The sequence below is a fragment of the Nocardioides pollutisoli genome (assembly GCF_040045055.1).
Taxonomy (GTDB): Bacteria; Actinomycetota; Actinomycetes; order Propionibacteriales; family Nocardioidaceae; genus Nocardioides; species Nocardioides tweenelious.
This window is the reverse complement of record NZ_JBDZDU010000001.1, coordinates 1738312-1754421: the sequence shown is the minus strand read 5'-3', so window position 1 is coordinate 1754421 and position 16110 is coordinate 1738312. Positions and strand designations below refer to the sequence as shown.

Sequence of the window (16110 nt, the reverse complement as noted above, 5' to 3'; positions counted from 1 at the left end):
GGGCGGATCGGCGACAGAAACGTCAGGTGCGACGGGAAACAGTCCGGTCCAGACCGGAAGGCGGACGCGAATTGTCCGGTGAGCAGTCCGGGTACGCGACGTAACCAGTCCCACCGGCCGGTCGTTTGGGTGGCACCGCGTCGCCGCCCGCGACCCCTCGAGATTGCGTCCACCATGAGCCTGAACCTCTGGCGCACCACCGCGGTCACCACCGCGCTCGCCGCCGCCCTCGCCACCGGACTCACCGCCATCACCGTCCAGACGGCACCCGCCGCCACGACGGCCGACCGCCTCCCGAAACAGCCCGCCCTCTCCGTCGACTTCGACGGCCAGGACGCGACCGTGCTGCGGGGGGCGAGGTTCACCGTCTCCGGCACGGTCGAGTCCGCGGCCGGACACGGCGTCCCCGCGGATCTCACCCTCGCCGTCACCGACGCCGCCGGCAACGTGCTCGGCACCCAGGACGTGACCGCCGCGAGCGACGGCACCTTCTCGACGTCGGTGCCGGGCGCCGTGAGCAAGGGACTCCCGCAGGCGGCGCAGCAGCTCGGCGTCCGCGCGGTCGACGTCTCGTACGACGGCCAGAAGGTCGCCGACGGCGGTGCCCAGGCGGTCGTCGTGGCAGCCGCCGCGACCGGGCTCCAGATCGAGAACAGCTTCGTCTCGTCGGTCGGCTGGGTGAAGCCCGGCGACGTCTACCCGTCGCGGATCATCGTCACCAACCCGACCGCGCTCCCGGTGGTCGGCGCCTCCGTCACCGTGACCGCGCCCGAGGGCACCCGCTTCACCGACGCCAGCGGACCCGGCACGCACCCGGTCTCCTCCGGCTCGATCACCTGGAGCATCCCGTCGGTGCCGGCTGCCAGCGGCACCGTGCCCGGCAAGGTCACCCTGGTGCTCGAGAACACCGCCGACACGGTCGCCGAGGAGCCCACCATCGTGTGGCGCGACCTGTCGACGACGGCCAAGCTCACCTCCACGGCCGGCAACCAGACCGTCGTCAGCCACGGCCCGAAGGTCATCCCGCCCAGCGACGCCTTCGACACCGCGCGGTACGGCGACCGGCCGTTCCCCGTCGTGCCCGTCCAGTACACCGACCGCAGCTACCTTGCCGACCACTCGGGCGAGGCGCTCGAGAAGAAGATCAACGACCCGGCGACGACCGGCTCGACGTACAACCTCTACCAGGAGATGTCGCTCGGCCAGCTCTTCCCGAACGGCGACGTGCCGTCGGCCGGCATCGCGACCGCGGACTTCGACTACGCGCCGGGGTTCCCGTTCAGCAAGACCGACCCGACGACCGTCTCCACGTGCACCGGCGTCACCTTCGGCGACTCGCCCGTCAACGTCGAGGGCACCCCGCTCTACCCCGAGCGGATCACCAACGGCGTCTACAACCTGCCCGGCACCACCGGCTACTACGGCTCCGACGGCGACGGCTCCGCGGTCGTCGGCTCGCTGACCGGGGTCGCGGCGCTGATGCAGATCGACAGCGGCTGCGGCCCGACCGGCAAGATCGTGGCGGACGCCGCGGCGCTCGCCGACCCGGAGATCGACTACTCCGACTACGACACCGACAAGGACGGCGTGGTCGACTTCTTCATGGGCGTCTTCGCCGGCTGCGGCGGCAACGGCGCGTCCCAGCTCGGTGCCTGCACCGACGACCCGCAGGACACCGCGCCGTACGACAACGTCTGGCCGCACAGCTCGTCGCTCGAGTACTACATCAGCGACCCGGTCACGGGCCTGCCCGGCTACACCACCGACGACCAGCTCAAGGACCTCGAGGGCCGGCCGCTCTGGTACACCGACACCACCTACAAGGACATGACGACGACCGACAAGGGCGACGCCCTCAAGGTCTTCGTCCGGGTCGGTCCCTACAACCTCAACCCCGAGACCGCGATCGACAAGGCGAGCGTGATCTCGCACGAGTACGGCCACTCCCTCGGCCTGCCGGACTTCTACTCCCTCGGCAGCCGCGAGACCTACGGCGACTGGAACCTGATGGCGACCGACAAGTCGCAGGACATGGACGCCTTCTCCCGCCAGGAGCTCGGCTGGGTGGTCCCGCAGGTCCTGTCGTCGGGTGAGTCCAAGACCGTCAGCGGCTGGACCGACTCCAAGCAGGACACCGGCACCATCCGCTGGCAGAAGCCGGACGGTACGCCGTACACCCTCACCAACGGGCCGGACGGCGTCGTGCACAACTCGTTGATGTACGTCGCCAAGCTGCCCGGTCGCCAGCTGCTCGACCCGGCCAAGTTCGACACCGGCGACAAGGCCAGCAAGAGCCACGCGTGGTACTCCGGCTCCGGCAACGACTTCGGCTGCACCAGCGACGGCGGGGGCCACAACCTGGACCTCGCGATCCCCGGGCTCAAGGACCTGCCCGCGGGCTCGACCGTGAAGCTCGACTTCAAGTCGATGTTCGACACCGAGTGGGACTTCGACTACGGCTTCGTGCTCACCTCGAAGGACGGCGGCAAGACCTTCACGTCGCAGGCGTCGACCCGGGACACCCCGACGACGACCCCCGGCACGTCGAACCCGAACCAGAGCGCGTGCCAGGCGGCGTACGGCAACGGCATCACCGGCTCGAGCGCCTCCTACACCGACCCGGTCAACGTCCAGCTCGACCGGACGCTCGGCAACTACCCGGACTCCTCGTTCATCGCCGACAGCTTCGACATCTCGGACCTGGTCGGCGCGGACGCCCCGATCCTGCGCTTCAGCTACGCGACCGACCCGGGCCTGGCCCGGCCCGGCTGGTTCATCGACGACGTCAACGTCACCGCGACGACGCCGACCGGCGAGAAGGTGCTGCTGAAGACGGACTTCGAGAGCGACGGCGGTCCCGACGACCCGCGGGTCTTCAACGGCGGCTGCCAGGCCGACAACCCGGGTGGCGACTGCACGCACGGCTGGCAGTACGTCAAGGCCGGCGACGAGGCCGACTTCGACCACGCCTACTACCTCGAGATGCGCGACCGCTCCGGCTTCGACCTCGACGGTCACGGCGAGATCGACCGCGACCCGATCGGGTGGGGCGCCGGGCTCTACCTCGCCTACACCGACGAGGCGCACGGCTACGGCAACGCCGGCACCGACGACCCGCCGGCCCAGTCGCCGCTCGACTCGACGCCCCAGGTCGGCAACGACACGCCCGACCTCAACGACGCGGCGTTCACGGCGGCGGCCGGCCGGTCGACGTACTCCGACGCCGCCTCGAAGCCACACGTCGACAACTACCTGGACCCGAGCAGTGCCTCGGGCAACTGGGAGTTCGGCTACAGCTGCCTGGGCTTCCAGGTGCAGTCGATGAGCGGCACCGCCGACGGCCCGGCCACCTCCGACGGTGACCTGACGGGTGCGGTGGCCTTCACGATGGGCAACGGCTGCGGCGACTTCGACTACGGCTACACGCCGGTCGCCGCACCGAAGAACACCGCACCCACGGCGAAGGCCACCGCTACCCCGACGACGGCCGAGACCGGCAAGCCGGTCGCGCTCAGCGGGGTGGGCAGCACCGACGCCCAGACCCCCAACGACCTCGACTACACCTGGGACTTCGGCGACGGCGGCGCGACCAAGGACGCCAGCGGCGCGGCGGTCACCCACCGCTTCGACCAGGCCGGGACGTACGACGTGACGCTGCTCGTCACCGACCCGCAAGGCCTGACCGACACCGACACCGTGAAGGTCACCGTGGCCGACGGGCCGTCGACGCCGGGCGACCCCGGCACCGACCCCGTATTCGTCGGCTGCGGCTCGAGCAAGGTCCACGCGCACGGCGGCTGGCGCGCCATCCGGGCGAAGAACGCACCCGGTGGCAACTACTGCGACAACCAGCGCGCGGGCAAGGGTCCCGAGACCCTCACGCTCCCCTTCACCGGCGCCTCGATCGACGTCCGCGTCGGTCACGCCAGGAAGGGCGGCAAGGCCAAGCTCCTCGTCGACGGGGTGAAGGTCGGGACCGTCAGCTTCCACGGCACCACGAAGAAGCCGACGTTCACCTTCCACCGCAGGCTCCACGGCCTCGGCTCGGGCGACCACACGCTCAAGCTCGTGGTGACCAAGGGCCGCGCGTACGTCGACGGGTTCCGCTACTGATCCGGTAGACAGTCCGGCATGGATCAGCGTGCCTGGAGGGAGCGGTACGACGCCGCTCTCTCCCGGCACCTGCTGGACCGTGCCGCGCTGGGTCTGGACCCGGCCGTCCCGCCGACCCGGCGTCAGCGGGCCTGGCTGGCCAACGGTCGGAAGCGGTCGCTGCGCCGCGACCTCGAGCACGCGTCGTACCCCGGGCCGGTCATCCCGGGCACGCTCGCGACCGGCGACCCGCACGGCTGGACACCGCAGGGGCTGACCTACGACGCGGCGTCCGACCGGCTGCTGCAGACGAGCTACCACCACGACGGACGCGCCAGCCTCTGGATCGTCGACGCGACAACCGGTCGCCTGACCGGCGCGGTCGGCCTCGGGCCGGACGCGCGAGGCGCTCCACCCCGTCACCTCGGCGGCATCGCCGTCCACGGCGACACTGTCCTGGTGACGTCGGCGGAGAAGCCGCCACGGTTGTTCGCCTACGACCGGTCCACCCTGCTGGCGGCAGGACCTGGTGACGTCGTGCCCGCGATCGGCGAGGCGCAGCCCGTCGCGGGCGGCGCCTACTGCACGGTCGTCGACCACACGCTCTACGCCGGCACGTTCGGCAAGGACTCACCCGGTCGCCTCTACACCTACCGGTGGGACGGGAGGTGGGTCGACGAGCACGGTCCCTTCGAGACGCCGACGCGGACGCAGGGCATCGCGGTGCGCGGTGACCACGTCGTCTTCAGCACGTCGTGGGGTCGGACCAGGCCGGGCTCCCTGCTGAGCCACCGCATGTCCGACGTCCTCGGCGGGCCACTCCCTCCGCCGCTCGCCCGGATCGGTCTGCCCGCGATGGCGGAGGGCATCGCCGCCGTGCCCGCCGGCGTGATGACGACCTACGAGTCCGGTGCGTCCGGCTTCGTCGAGCCCGGCCGGCACCGGCGCAAGGAGCTCTGGCCGGCGACGCACATGACGCTCACGCCGTACGCCGACCTCGGGCTGCCGGGCTGATCAGTCGCTGTAGTGCGCCCAGACGAGCTCGAAGTGGGAGCTGTAGGCGGCGAGTGCTGACGCGAAGGGGATCTTCACGGTCACCTCGTCGTTGTGCCGCGACACGTCGGACCAGTTCTCCGAGCCGGTCCACACGCCCTTGAACGGCTGACCGGCCCACCTCCCGGACAGCGACATCCACTTCTCGTGGGAGAAGACCTCCCAGCCCGTCTCCTCGAACCCCGTCAGCGGGTCGTCGTCGAGGTCGAGGGCGGAGCTGCGGATGGCCACGCCGCCCCGGTGGAGCACCGCGTGCACCCGGCGTCCGGCGCCGCTGACCAGCACCCGCACGTGACATCCCGACCTGGCCAGGTCCGCGACCTTGTGCGCCAGCATCAGGCCGCGCACACCCACCCAGCCGTACATCATGATCCGGATCGACGTGTGGCCCTGCTCGCCGTACCCGACCGGCGCCCGGCAGGAGACCTGGTTGAGGCGCTGGTAGATGTGGTCGCGGTGCCCGGTGACGTGCGGGTCCGACCCGAACTCGACGGTGTAGGGACCGTCCTGGGCGACCCAGTAGGGGTTCTTGCGGTAGCGGTCCTCCGCCATCTGGGCGAAGTCCGTGCTGAAGTCGTCGAACATCTGCTGGTTGCCGACCACCGTGTAGAGGTCGTTCCAGTGCACGTTGGCGGCGAAGCTCATCAGGTTGTTGGAGCCGAACATGACGACCGGCTTCCCGTTGCCGGTGGCGGAGAACAGGTAGAACTTGGCGTGCTGGTTGGAGATGTCGCTGCCCAGCCGGCAGGCGCCCGCGCACACCTTGAAGAAGCTCGGCACGGGATACGGCTTGCGGTGCGGGTGGTGCTTGGTCGGCCGGGGCTTGGGGTTGCAGTGGTCCTTGAACCTCGGCTGCGTCTTGCTGCCGAGGTAGCGCATCATCCGGTGGGCCTCGACGCCGATCGCGTTGTCGTTGAGCACCAGCTGGACCGACACGTGCCGCCGGCAGGCGCGCATGAGGGCGTCACCGATGTCGCGGCGGTTGTAGGAGTAGAGCGCGATCCTGATCACGCCCTTGCGGGGCACGCTGTCGATCGTGTTGCGGACCTTCGCCATGTTGACGTTGCGCGCGGCGAGGTCGCCGCGCGGGTTGTTCCACGTCGGTCCCGGCTGGGGCGTGTACGACCGCACGGCCGACGCCGAACCCGTCGACAAGCATCCGACAACGACCGCCATGACCACGATGACGGCAACCCTCTTGAGCACCCGATCCCCCTGCGTCCATCGTCGCGACGACCGTGCGACTCATGGAGCCTAGGTGGCCGATGACGGCGACGCGGGCGAAACGCCGCGCGGACCGTGGGTGTTCAGCCACAGCACCGGTCCGGCGAGCTCGCCGCGCCCGGTCAGGTCGCGCAGCGCCGCCAGCGACTTGCCCGTGTAGACCGGCTCCAGGTCGAGCCCGGCGCCCTCGGCCCGGGACACCTCGGCGACCGACGCGGGCGTCGGGTCGCCGTACCCGGAGCCCAGCCAGCCGGGCCGCAGGTCGAGCTCGGCCTCCGTCAGCGTGGGTACGCCGCTCATGCCGCGCGAGCGCAGCAGGTCACCGGTCTTGCCCGCCAACCGGGCGATGGTCACCGCGTCGAGGCGCAGCATGTCGTTGACGACGACGCCGAGCACCCGGGTGGAGAGGCCGGCGAGCCGGAACCCGAGGGCGAGCCCCGCGACCGTGCCGCCGCTGCCGACCGGCACCACGACCGTGCCGGGTTCGGGCAGCAGCCCGGCGGCCACCTGCTCGGCGACCTCGAGGGCGACGTCGACGTAGGCCAGCGTCCCGAACGCGTTCGACCCACCGGCCGGCAGGTACCACGGCCGGTGCCGGGCGAGGATCATCGGCGCGGCCAGCTTGAGGCGGAAGGTCGACGGGTAGCGGTACAGCCGCGCACCCGAGGCCTCGAGCCTGGCGAGCTGCTGTCGGACGTGGTCGTCGACCGGCTGGTCGACGAGACCGAGCACCGTCTCGATGCCGACCTCGCGGGCGTAGATCGCACAGGCCAACCCCCAGTGGGTGCCGATGCCGCCGACGGTGAAGAGGGTCGAGGCGCCGCGTCGCTGCGCCTCGGGGAGGATCCAGCAGAGCTTGCGGACCTTGTTGCCGCCCCACGCGCCGTCGCCGTACGCCGCCTCGTCCTTGAGCCAGACCTCGGCGTCGAAGCCCAGGTCGAGCCGGCGCACCGGTGTCGGAGCGGATCCGAGCGCGACGTACCCGAGGTCCGGGCAGCGCTCGGCGAGGGTCACCGCGCGGCCCACCAGGCCAGCAGCGCGGCCTTGGCGTCGTCCTCGCTCATCGGCCCCTCGTCCATCCGCAGCTCGAGCAGGTGGGCGTAGGCCTGGCCGACCTCGCGACCCGGGCCGATGCCGAGGATCTCCATGATCTGGTTGCCGTCGAGGTCGGGCCGGATCGAGGCGAGCTCCTCCTGCTCGGACAGCAGGGCGATGCGCTCCTCGAGCTCGTCGTACGTGCGCCGGAGCCGGTCGGCCTTGCGCTGGTTGCGGGTCGTGCAGTCGGCGCGGGTCAGCACGTGCAGCCGGTCGAGCTGGTCGCCGGCGTCGCGCACGTAGCGGCGTACGGCGGAGTCGGTCCACTCGCCCGACCCGTAGCCGTGGAAGCGCAGGTGCTGCTCGACCAGCTGCGAGACCGCGTCGATCTCGTCGTTGGAGAAGCGCAGCGCCTTCATCCGCTTGCGCGTCATCTTCGCGCCGACCACGTCGTGGTGGTGGAAGGTCACCGTGCCGTCGTCGACGAAGCGGCGCGTGCGCGGCTTGCCGACGTCGTGCATGAGCGCGGCGAAGCGGGACACGAAGTCGGGACCGCCGCCGGGCAGCCGGGACTCGAGGTCGATCGCCTGCTCGAGGACGGTGAGCGTGTGCTGGTAGACGTCCTTGTGGCGGTGGTGCTCGTCGCGCTCCAGCGCCAGGGCGGGCAGCTCGGGCAGCACGATCGCGGCGATCCCGGTGTCGACCAGGAGGGTCAGGCCCAGGCGGGGGTACGGCGCGCAGATCAGCTTCACCAGCTCGTCACGGACCCGCTCGGCCGAGATGATCTCGATCCGCGACGCCATCGCGGTCATCGCCGCGACGACCTCCGGGGCGACGGTGAAGCCGAGCTGGGCTGCGAAGCGCGCGGCCCGCATCATCCGCAGCGGGTCGTCGGAGAAGGAGTCCTCCGGCCGGCCCGGCGTGCGCAGCACCCGGTGCGCGAGGTCGACCACCCCGGCGTACGGGTCCTCGAACTCGCGGCTGGGCACGCGCACCGCCATCGCGTTGACCGTGAAGTCGCGCCGGCCCAGGTCGCCGGCGAGCGAGTCACCGAAGTCGACGTCCGGCTTGCGGGACGTGGGGTCGTAGGCCTCGGAGCGGTAGGTCGTGATCTCGACCTGCCACTCACCCTTGCGGCAGCCGATGGTCCCGAACGCGCGGCCCATGTCCCAGATCGCGTCGGCCCAGCCCTTGAGCAGTGCCTCGGTCTGCTCGGGCCGCGCCGAGGTCGTGAAGTCGAGGTCGTTGTGCTGCCTGCCGAGCATCGCGTCACGGACCGGTCCGCCCACCAGGGCCAGCTCGTGCCCCGCGTCGGTGAAGCGGCGACCGAGGTCGTCGATCAGCGGGCCGATCCGGTCCAGCTCCACCGCGACGGCGTGCTGGACCTCGGCCATCTGGAGAGGTGAGGACGGGGCGTCGGGCACGGGAGAGAACTCTAACGGGGAGCGGCCGGGGCAGCCTGATCGTCACAGGTAGCCCGGATAGAGTCGCCGCCATGCTCCGCCCGCTGTCGCTGCTGCCTGCCCTCGTGGCGGTGGCGTCGATGGCGGCCTGGGTGGGGGTGCCGCTGGCCGGCCCGCTGGCTGGCCCGTTGGCGGAGCCCGCGGCAGCGGCGGCCGCCCCGCAGACGGACACCGAGCCTCTCTCGGTGACCATCGAGAGCCTGTCTCCCTCCACGATCCCCCGCAAGGGCGCCGTGCACGTGAGCGGGTCGGTCACCAACGACGACGACCAGACCTGGACCTCGGTCACGCTCTACGCCTTCGTGTCCGAGACCCCGATGACGACGACGGCGGAGCTCGCCGACGCCTCGGAGGTCCCGGTGGGCCAGCTGGTCGGGGGCCGCATCATCGATGCGGACCACCCCGGCACCTTCCACACCGTCGACGAGCTCGTACCGGGTCAGACCGCGCAGTACTCCCTGCGGATCCCGCGCTCGCTGCTGCCCCGCGAGGACGGGGTCTACTGGTTCGGCGTGCACGCCCTCGGCTTCAACGCCGACGGCGGCGACAACCTCGCCGACGGCCGCGCCCGGACCTTCCTCCCGCTGGTGCCGAAGACGAACAAGTCCGTCGACACCGCCCTCGTGGTGCCGATCCGGCACGCCGTACGCCACGAGGCGGACGGCCGGCTCGCCGATGCGTCCGGCTGGAAGCAGGCGCTGACCAGGGGACGGCTCCACTCGCTGGTCGAGTTCGGGGTGGCGGCCGGGTCGCGGCCGCTCACCTGGCTCGTCGACCCCGCGGTGCCCGACGCCGCCCGCGCCCTGGCCGCCGGCAACCCGCCACGCTCGCTCGACGCGACGATCGACCCCGACTCCGAGGCGTCCGGCGACGCGTCCGACAGCCCGTCACCCTCGGACTCGGCGTCCCCGGACCCGGACTCCGACGACACGGCGGACGCCGAGCCGACCGCGGTGCAGGAGGCAGCGTCCAGCTGGCTCGACCGGCTGCACACCGGCCTCGAGGACAGCCAGATCCTGAGCCTGCCGTACGGCGACGTCGACGTCTCGGGGGCGGCCGTCCACGACCCGGCCGCCTACCGCTCGGCCCGCAAGCGCTCCGGGGACTCCCTCGAGCCCTGGGGGCTGTCCACCTCTCCCGCGGTCTCGTCGCCGAGCGGCTACCTCTCCCTGGCCGGCCTCGGCATCACCGACGCGAGCTCGACGGTCATCGTCACCGACCGGATGCTGGGCGACGACGCCCCGACCGTGGCCGACACCGCGGGCCACCGGATGGTCGTCGCCTCCTCCGAGGTGGCCGACGGCGGACCTGGCCCCGACGACCCGCTCTCGTCGGTCGCGGTGCGGCAGCGGATCCTCGGCGAGGCCGCGCTCCGACTGCTCTCCGAGAACGGCAAGCCCCTGGTCGTGGTCTTCCCGTCGACCTGGGCGCCGAGCATGCCGACCGACTTCTTCGAGGGCCTCGACGTGGACTGGCTCCACCTGACCGACGTCCGCGACATCGCGGCGAGCGGCGGCAGCCCCGTCGCGGCCGACAAGCTCGACTACCCGGAGCTCCAGCAGCGGCTCGAGCTCGACGCCGAGGACTTCTCCTCGGCCGACGAGCTCGCCCGCGCCGGCGAGTCGCTGCAGAACCTGCTCACGCTCAACGACCAGATCGGCGGAACGGTCCAGGACGAGGCGTTCTCCAACCTGTCCTACGCCAACCGGCTCCAGCCCGGCGTGTCCGCCGCCTCCTCCGACCAGTCCCGGGACTGGATCGACCGGCACCTGCAGTCGGTGCACATCGACGCACCCAAGGCGGTCATCCTCTCGAGCGGCAGCGGCCGCTTCTCGGCGACGGTCACCAACGAGCTCGACCAACCGGTGACGGTCAAGGTCCAGGCCGTGACCGATCCACCGCTGCGGGTCTCGGTCCCGGCCGACGGCATCGACCTCGCCGCCGGCCAGCGCACCATCGTCCTGCTCAACGCCTCGTCCTCCGCGGTCGGCATCCGCAACGTCACGCTGCTGCTCACCGACACCGCGGGCGTGCCCCTCGGGACCTCGGACGACGTCCCGATCCGGTCCAACCGGGTGAGCAACGTGATCTGGCTGATCCTCGGGACCGGGATCGCGCTGCTGTTCGGCGCCATCTTCGTGCGCCTGTTCCGCCGGATCCGGGCAGCGGCGCGCTCATGAGCGACCAGGCGGAGCGGGCGGGCCAGACCGAGCAGGACCGGGTCCTCGCCAACAGCGCGGTGATGGCGGCCGGCACGGTCGTGTCCCGGATGAGCGGGTTCGTGCGCTCGGCACTGCTGGCCGCGGCGCTCGGCGCCTCGCTGCACGCCGACATCTTCAACATCGCCAACACGATCCCGAACATGCTCTACATCCTGCTGGCGGGCGGCATCTTCAACGCCGTCCTGGTCCCGCAGCTGGTCCGGGCGATGCGCAACGACCCCGACGGCGGCGACGCCTACGCCAACCGGGTGATCACGCTGGCCGCACTGTTCCTGGCCGGCGTCACCGTGCTGCTGGTCGTCGCCGCCCCGTGGGTGATGCGCCTCTTCCTCACCTCCGACTACAGCGACCCGGACAACGCGGCGCAACGCGACTCCGTCATCACCTTCGCCCGGCTGTGCCTGCCGCAGGTCTTCTTCTACGGGATGTACGTGCTGGTCGGCCAGGTCCTCAACGCCCGCCGGCGGTTCGGTCCGATGATGTGGGCGCCGATCGCCAACAACGTCATCTCGGTCGCCGTGCTGGTCGTCTACCTGCTCACGTTCGGTCCGGCCGACGACGTGTTCGGGCCCTACACGGCCGGCCAGGAGCTCCTCCTCGGCATCGGCTCGACCCTGGGCATCGTCGCGCAGTTCGTGATCCTGCTGCCCTACCTGCGTGCGTCGGGCTTCCACTACCGCCCGCGCTTCGACTTCCGCGGCACCGGCCTGGGCCACACCCTGCGGCTCGGTGTGTGGACCGTGCTCTTCGTGATCGTCAACCAGGTCGCCTACACGGTCGTGGTCCGTCTGGCCTCGGGAGGTACGGCGGGCGCGCACGCCGCCGACGGCACCGGCTACACGATCTACTCCCAGACGTTCCTGATCATGATGGTCCCGCACTCGGTGGTCACCGTGTCGCTGGCGACCGCGATCCTCCCGCGCCTGTCGGCGCACGCCGCCGAGCGGAACCGACGCGGCGTGGCCCGGACGCTGACCGAGACCCTGCGCACCGCGCTCGCCGTGATCGTCCCCTTCGCGATGGTGATGCCGTTCATCGCCACCGACGTCGCCCACGTGATCTGGGGCCACGGCGCTGCGGCCGACCAGTTCGACAACTACGCACCGTCGCTGGCCCTGTTCGGTGTCGGGCTGGTGTTCTTCACCGTCCACTACCTCATGCTGCGCGGCTTCTACGCGCTCGAGCGCACCCGGACGGTCTTCTGGATCCAGTGCGCGGTCGGCGCCACCAACATCGCCGTCGCAGTGGTCCTGGTGCGCGCCACGGACGCGGCCGACACCTCGCCGGCCCTGGTGCTCGCCTACACCGCCTCCTACCTCGTCGGCTCCCTGATCTCGTACGTCGTCCTGCTGCGCGCGCTCGGCGGCCTGCGCACCGCCCGGCTGGTCCGGTTCCTCGTGCGGCTGCTGATCGCGGCCGCCGTCTCGACCGCGGCAGCCGCTGGCACGGCGTACGCCGTCCACCAGGTCGTCGGGGATCCGAGCTGGTACGTCGCGGCCGTGTGGGTGGTCCTCGTGATGGTCGTGGACGTCGCGGTCTTCGTGGTCCTGGCCCGGTTCTTCCGCATCACCGAGGTGACCGCCGTGCTCGACACGATCACGCGCCGTCTCCCCGTCCCACGACGGGGCTGACCGGGTCCTACGATGGCCCGAGGGTCATCACCCAGTCCTGCACCGGGAAGCGACGAGGGGAGCTGAGTGCCGAGCTCGATCCGGCCCGGCGACGTGCTCGCCGACCGCTACCGACTGGTCGACCTCCTCACCGAGAGCGGGGGCGGCCGGTTCTGGCGAGCCCACGACCGGGTGCTCGAGCGGCACGTCGCGCTCCACGTGATCGCGGCCGACGACGAGCGGGCACCGGCGCTGCTCGAAGCCGCTCGCCGCTCGGCGCTCGTGCACGACCCCCGGCTGCTGCGCGTCCTCGACGCCGACCAGGTCGACGGCCTCTGCTTCGTGGTCAACGAGTGGGGCACCGGCGACTCGCTCGACATCATGCTCGCCAACGACGGACCCCTGGGGCCGCGGCGGGCTGCCTGGCTGGTGTCGGAGGTCGCCGCGTCGATCGCCGCCTGTCACGACGCGGGCGTCGCCCACGGCCGGCTGATCCCCGAGAACGTCCTGGTCGACCACACCGGCGCGGTGCGGCTGATCGGCTTCTCGGTCGACGCCGCGATGCACGGGCTGCCTCCGGGGCGGGTCTCCGCCGACGTCGCCGACCTCGGCGCCCTGCTCTACAGCGCGCTGACCGGGAAGTGGCCGGGCGTCTCCACGTCCACGGTGCCCCCGGCCCCCCTCGAGCAGGGCCGGGTGCTGCGTCCGCGCCAGGTGCGCGCCGGCATCCCGCGACCGCTCGACGCGCTGTGCGACGAGGTGGTCAACCCCTACACCGGGGGGTTCGCCGAGCGGATGCGCGACGTGCACGACGTGGCGACCGCCCACGGGATCGCCGACTACCTGTGCGCCTTCGTCGGCGACCCGACGGGTCTGGCGGAGGCCGAGGCGCTCGCCGGGCACCGCGACACCGAGACGGCCTCGTTGCCGGCGATCGCAGATCCGCCCGCCCGCTCGGTCGACCCGACGCCGGCGCCGGCCCCCGAGCCGGTCCCGGAGCCCGAACCCGAGGCCGAGCCAGAACCCGTGGTCGACGAGCTGGCCACGGAGGCCGGGCTCCCGATCTTCGACGACGAGACCGACGACGTCTCCTGGTTCACCGCGCGCTCCGAGCCGGCACCGCCGCCACCGCCGTTCGAGGAGCCGCCGGAGCGTCCGCTCTTCGCTCCCTCGCCTGCCGGTGGCGCACCGGCCCGCACCCCCCGGTCGCCCCGGCCGGCCGGAGCCGCGAGCGCGGCGTACTGGCCCTGGGACACCGGGACCGGCAGCGTCTCCGCGACCCCGGACGATCCCGAGCCCGAGGAGGTCCCGGGTCGCAACTGGCTCCGGCTCGCAGCCCTGATCGCCGCGTGCCTGCTGCTGCTCGTCGCCTGCGTGGTCGCCTACAACCTCGGTCGTGGCCGTACGCCGCTGGGCGCGATCCCCGACGACGAGCCGTCCAGGCCCCCGTCGAGCCAGACGTCGCCGTCGGCGAGCGTCGCCGCCCCGATCGCGGGGATCACGGCGTCGGACTTCGACCCCCAGGGCGACCCGCCCGAGGAGTACCCCGAGCTCGCCGCGCTGGCGGTCGACGGCGATCCCGACACGGCCTGGCACACCCAGACCTACGACCAGGACTTCGGCCCCGGTGGCCTCAAGACGGGTGTCGGTCTCGTCCTCGACCTCGGCGAGAGCCACGACGTCGCGGAGGTCGACCTCACCCTGATCGGCTCACCCACCGACGTGTCCGTCTACGTCACCGACACCCGGCCGACCGGCGTCCGCGACCTCACGCCGGCCGCCAGCGCGACCGGGGTCGGCACCCGCGACAAGCTGACCCTCGACCCGGCCGTCCCCGGGCGCTACGTGACGGTCTGGCTGACCTCGCTCCCCCAGGTGCAGGGCGGTTTCCGCGGCGAGGTCGCCGAGGTGACGGTCCGAGGATGAGCGACGGGCCCGTCGACGAGCTCAGCGACCACGAGCTGCTGGCCGCGCACGTGGCTGGCGACCGTGAGGCGTTCGGGGTCCTGTTCGCCCGGCACCGCGACCGGCTCTGGGCCGTGGCGGTGCGCACCATGGGCAACCGCGAGGACGCCGCCGACGGTCTCCAGGACGGCATGGTGGCCGCCTACCGCAGGGCCGGCACGTTCCGCGGGGACGCCGCCGTGACGACCTGGCTGCACCGCGTAGTGGTCAACGCCTGCCTCGACCGGCTGCGGGCGGCGAAGGTACGCCGTACCGAGGCCCTGCCCGACGACCTCGACGACCACCGCGACCGAGGGTCCACGACCGCGTCGGCGCCCGGCACCGAGGACCCGGCCACGCTGGCGGTCGCCGGCGAGCGCCGACGCCTGGTGCTCGAGGCGCTCCGCGAGCTGCCCGACGAGCAGCGGGCGGCGCTCGTGCTGGTGGACATGGAGGGTTTCCCGGTCGCCGACGCGGCGGAGATCCTCGGCTGCGCCGTCGGGACCGTGAAGTCCCGCTGCTCGCGCGGCCGGGCCCGGTTGGCCGAGCGGCTCGCCCCCCTGCTCGACGACGAGGGTGACAGCGGACACTCCCACCCACGGAACCCCGTGCCGCCGCCGACCGTCGAACCCACGGACGCACCCCGAGGACCACCCGCCGAGTCCTGACCCCGCCCCGTCCCACTCCGAGCCCGTCCAGGGAGGTGAACACCCCGTGCCCGATCCCGAGCCGACTCCTGCCGAGGAGCAGGTACGCCGCCTGCTCGCCGACGCGCGGCACACCGAGCCGCTGCCCGACGACGTCGCCGCCCGGCTCGACGGGGTCCTCGCCGACCTCCGCGACGAGCCCGACCCCCGCCGTGCTCCCGCGGTGTCCGACCTCGCCACGGCCCGCCGCCGACGCAACGCCCGCACCTGGCTCGTCGCGGCCGCGGCCGCCGTCGCGATCGGGATCGGGATCAACCAGCTCGACCTGTCCGGCTCGAGCCAGGACGACTCCGGCGCGGCCAGCAGCGCCGACCAGGCCGAGGCCGGCGGCAGCGCCGACTTCAGCGCCAAGCCGCCCGCAGCGTCCAGCCCGGCACCCGACGACGCCCCGATGGACTCGGCCGGCAGCGGCGCCCTGAGCGCCGACGGGCTCTTCTCCTTGCGGCCGCTGCTGCGGCTCGACCCGGACCGGTTCGGCGCCGAGGTGCGCCGGCTCCGCGGGTCGGGCGTCAACGGTCTGACCGAGTCCCAGACGCCGGCCGGCCGGAACATGCACCTCACGAAGTCCTGCACGGTGCCCGACGGGCCGGGCCGCCTCGTGGCCGTGCGGTACGACGGCGAGCGCGGCGTCCTGGTCTACCGGCCCGTGGAGGGCGACACCCAGGTCGTCGACCTCTTCCTCTGCGGCAGCGACGACCCGACCCGGTCGATCACCCTGCCTGCCCCCTAGCCCACCCCCGGACAGGGAAGATTCCTCACC

Annotated in this window: 10 protein-coding genes; 7 read left to right on the top strand and 3 right to left on the bottom strand. The window is 72.1% G+C overall.

Annotated features, from left to right (window positions below):
• Positions 1–174 precede the first annotated feature (174 nt).
• Both ABLE68_RS08550 and ABLE68_RS08545 read left to right on the top strand, forming a co-directional pair.
• A complete protein-coding gene (locus ABLE68_RS08550; protein ID WP_348870889.1) occupies positions 175–4113 on the top strand; it encodes a PKD domain-containing protein in 3939 nt (1312 codons plus the stop codon).
• Between the two features lie 18 nt (positions 4114–4131).
• Complete coding sequence (locus tag ABLE68_RS08545) at positions 4132–5106, top strand: hypothetical protein (RefSeq protein ID WP_348870888.1); 975 nt, start codon at positions 4132–4134, stop codon at positions 5104–5106.
• Here the strand turns inward: ABLE68_RS08545 and ABLE68_RS08540 are convergent, their stop codons facing one another.
• The 3 genes from ABLE68_RS08540 to ABLE68_RS08530 form a co-directional block, all read right to left on the bottom strand.
• Positions 5107–6276: a phospholipase D-like domain-containing protein gene (locus ABLE68_RS08540; protein ID WP_348870887.1), complete on the bottom strand. Its 1170-nt coding sequence runs from the start codon at positions 6274–6276 to the stop codon at positions 5107–5109.
• A 123-nt stretch (positions 6277–6399) separates the two neighbouring features.
• Positions 6400–7383: a 1-aminocyclopropane-1-carboxylate deaminase/D-cysteine desulfhydrase gene (locus tag ABLE68_RS08535; protein WP_348870886.1), complete on the bottom strand. Its 984-nt coding sequence runs from the start codon at positions 7381–7383 to the stop codon at positions 6400–6402.
• Complete coding sequence (locus ABLE68_RS08530; RefSeq protein WP_348873250.1) at positions 7380–8798, bottom strand: CCA tRNA nucleotidyltransferase; 1419 nt, start codon at positions 8796–8798, stop codon at positions 7380–7382. Before ABLE68_RS08530 ends, ABLE68_RS08535 begins: the two co-directional genes overlap by 4 nt.
• 101 nt (positions 8799–8899) lie before the next feature.
• Here ABLE68_RS08530 and ABLE68_RS08525 point away from each other — a divergent pair, with 101 nt between their 5' ends.
• The 5 genes from ABLE68_RS08525 (at position 8900) to ABLE68_RS08505 (ending at position 16080) form a co-directional block, all read left to right on the top strand.
• Entirely contained in the window at positions 8900–11047 is a 2148-nt protein-coding gene (locus ABLE68_RS08525; RefSeq protein WP_348870885.1) for a DUF6049 family protein, read from the top strand.
• On the top strand, positions 11044–12720 hold the full coding sequence (murJ, locus tag ABLE68_RS08520; protein ID WP_348870884.1) for a murein biosynthesis integral membrane protein MurJ: 1677 nt from the start codon (positions 11044–11046) through the stop codon (positions 12718–12720). Before ABLE68_RS08525 ends, murJ begins: the two co-directional genes overlap by 4 nt.
• A gap of 66 nt (positions 12721–12786) precedes the next feature.
• Positions 12787–14625 (top strand): protein kinase family protein, encoded by a 1839-nt coding sequence (locus ABLE68_RS08515; RefSeq protein ID WP_348870883.1) that lies wholly within the window; start codon positions 12787–12789, stop codon positions 14623–14625.
• A complete protein-coding gene (gene sigM / locus ABLE68_RS08510) occupies positions 14622–15311 on the top strand; it encodes an RNA polymerase sigma factor SigM (RefSeq protein WP_348870882.1) in 690 nt (229 codons plus the stop codon). Before ABLE68_RS08515 ends, sigM begins: the two co-directional genes overlap by 4 nt.
• 46 nt (positions 15312–15357) lie before the next feature.
• On the top strand, positions 15358–16080 hold the full coding sequence (locus ABLE68_RS08505) for a hypothetical protein (protein ID WP_348870881.1): 723 nt from the start codon (positions 15358–15360) through the stop codon (positions 16078–16080).
• Positions 16081–16110 lie beyond the last annotated feature (30 nt).

Coding starts and splice junctions, on each gene's coding strand:
- ABLE68_RS08530 (WP_348873250.1), bottom strand. CDS start 8,798: ATGGCCGAGGTCCAGCACGCCGTCGCGGTGGAGCTGGACCGGATCGGC.
- sigM (WP_348870882.1), top strand. CDS start 14,622: ATGAGCGACGGGCCCGTCGACGAGCTCAGCGACCACGAGCTGCTGGCC.
- murJ (WP_348870884.1), top strand. CDS start 11,044: ATGAGCGACCAGGCGGAGCGGGCGGGCCAGACCGAGCAGGACCGGGTC.
- ABLE68_RS08545 (WP_348870888.1), top strand. CDS start 4,132: ATGGATCAGCGTGCCTGGAGGGAGCGGTACGACGCCGCTCTCTCCCGG.
- ABLE68_RS08550 (WP_348870889.1), top strand. CDS start 175: ATGAGCCTGAACCTCTGGCGCACCACCGCGGTCACCACCGCGCTCGCC.
- ABLE68_RS08525 (WP_348870885.1), top strand. CDS start 8,900: ATGCTCCGCCCGCTGTCGCTGCTGCCTGCCCTCGTGGCGGTGGCGTCG.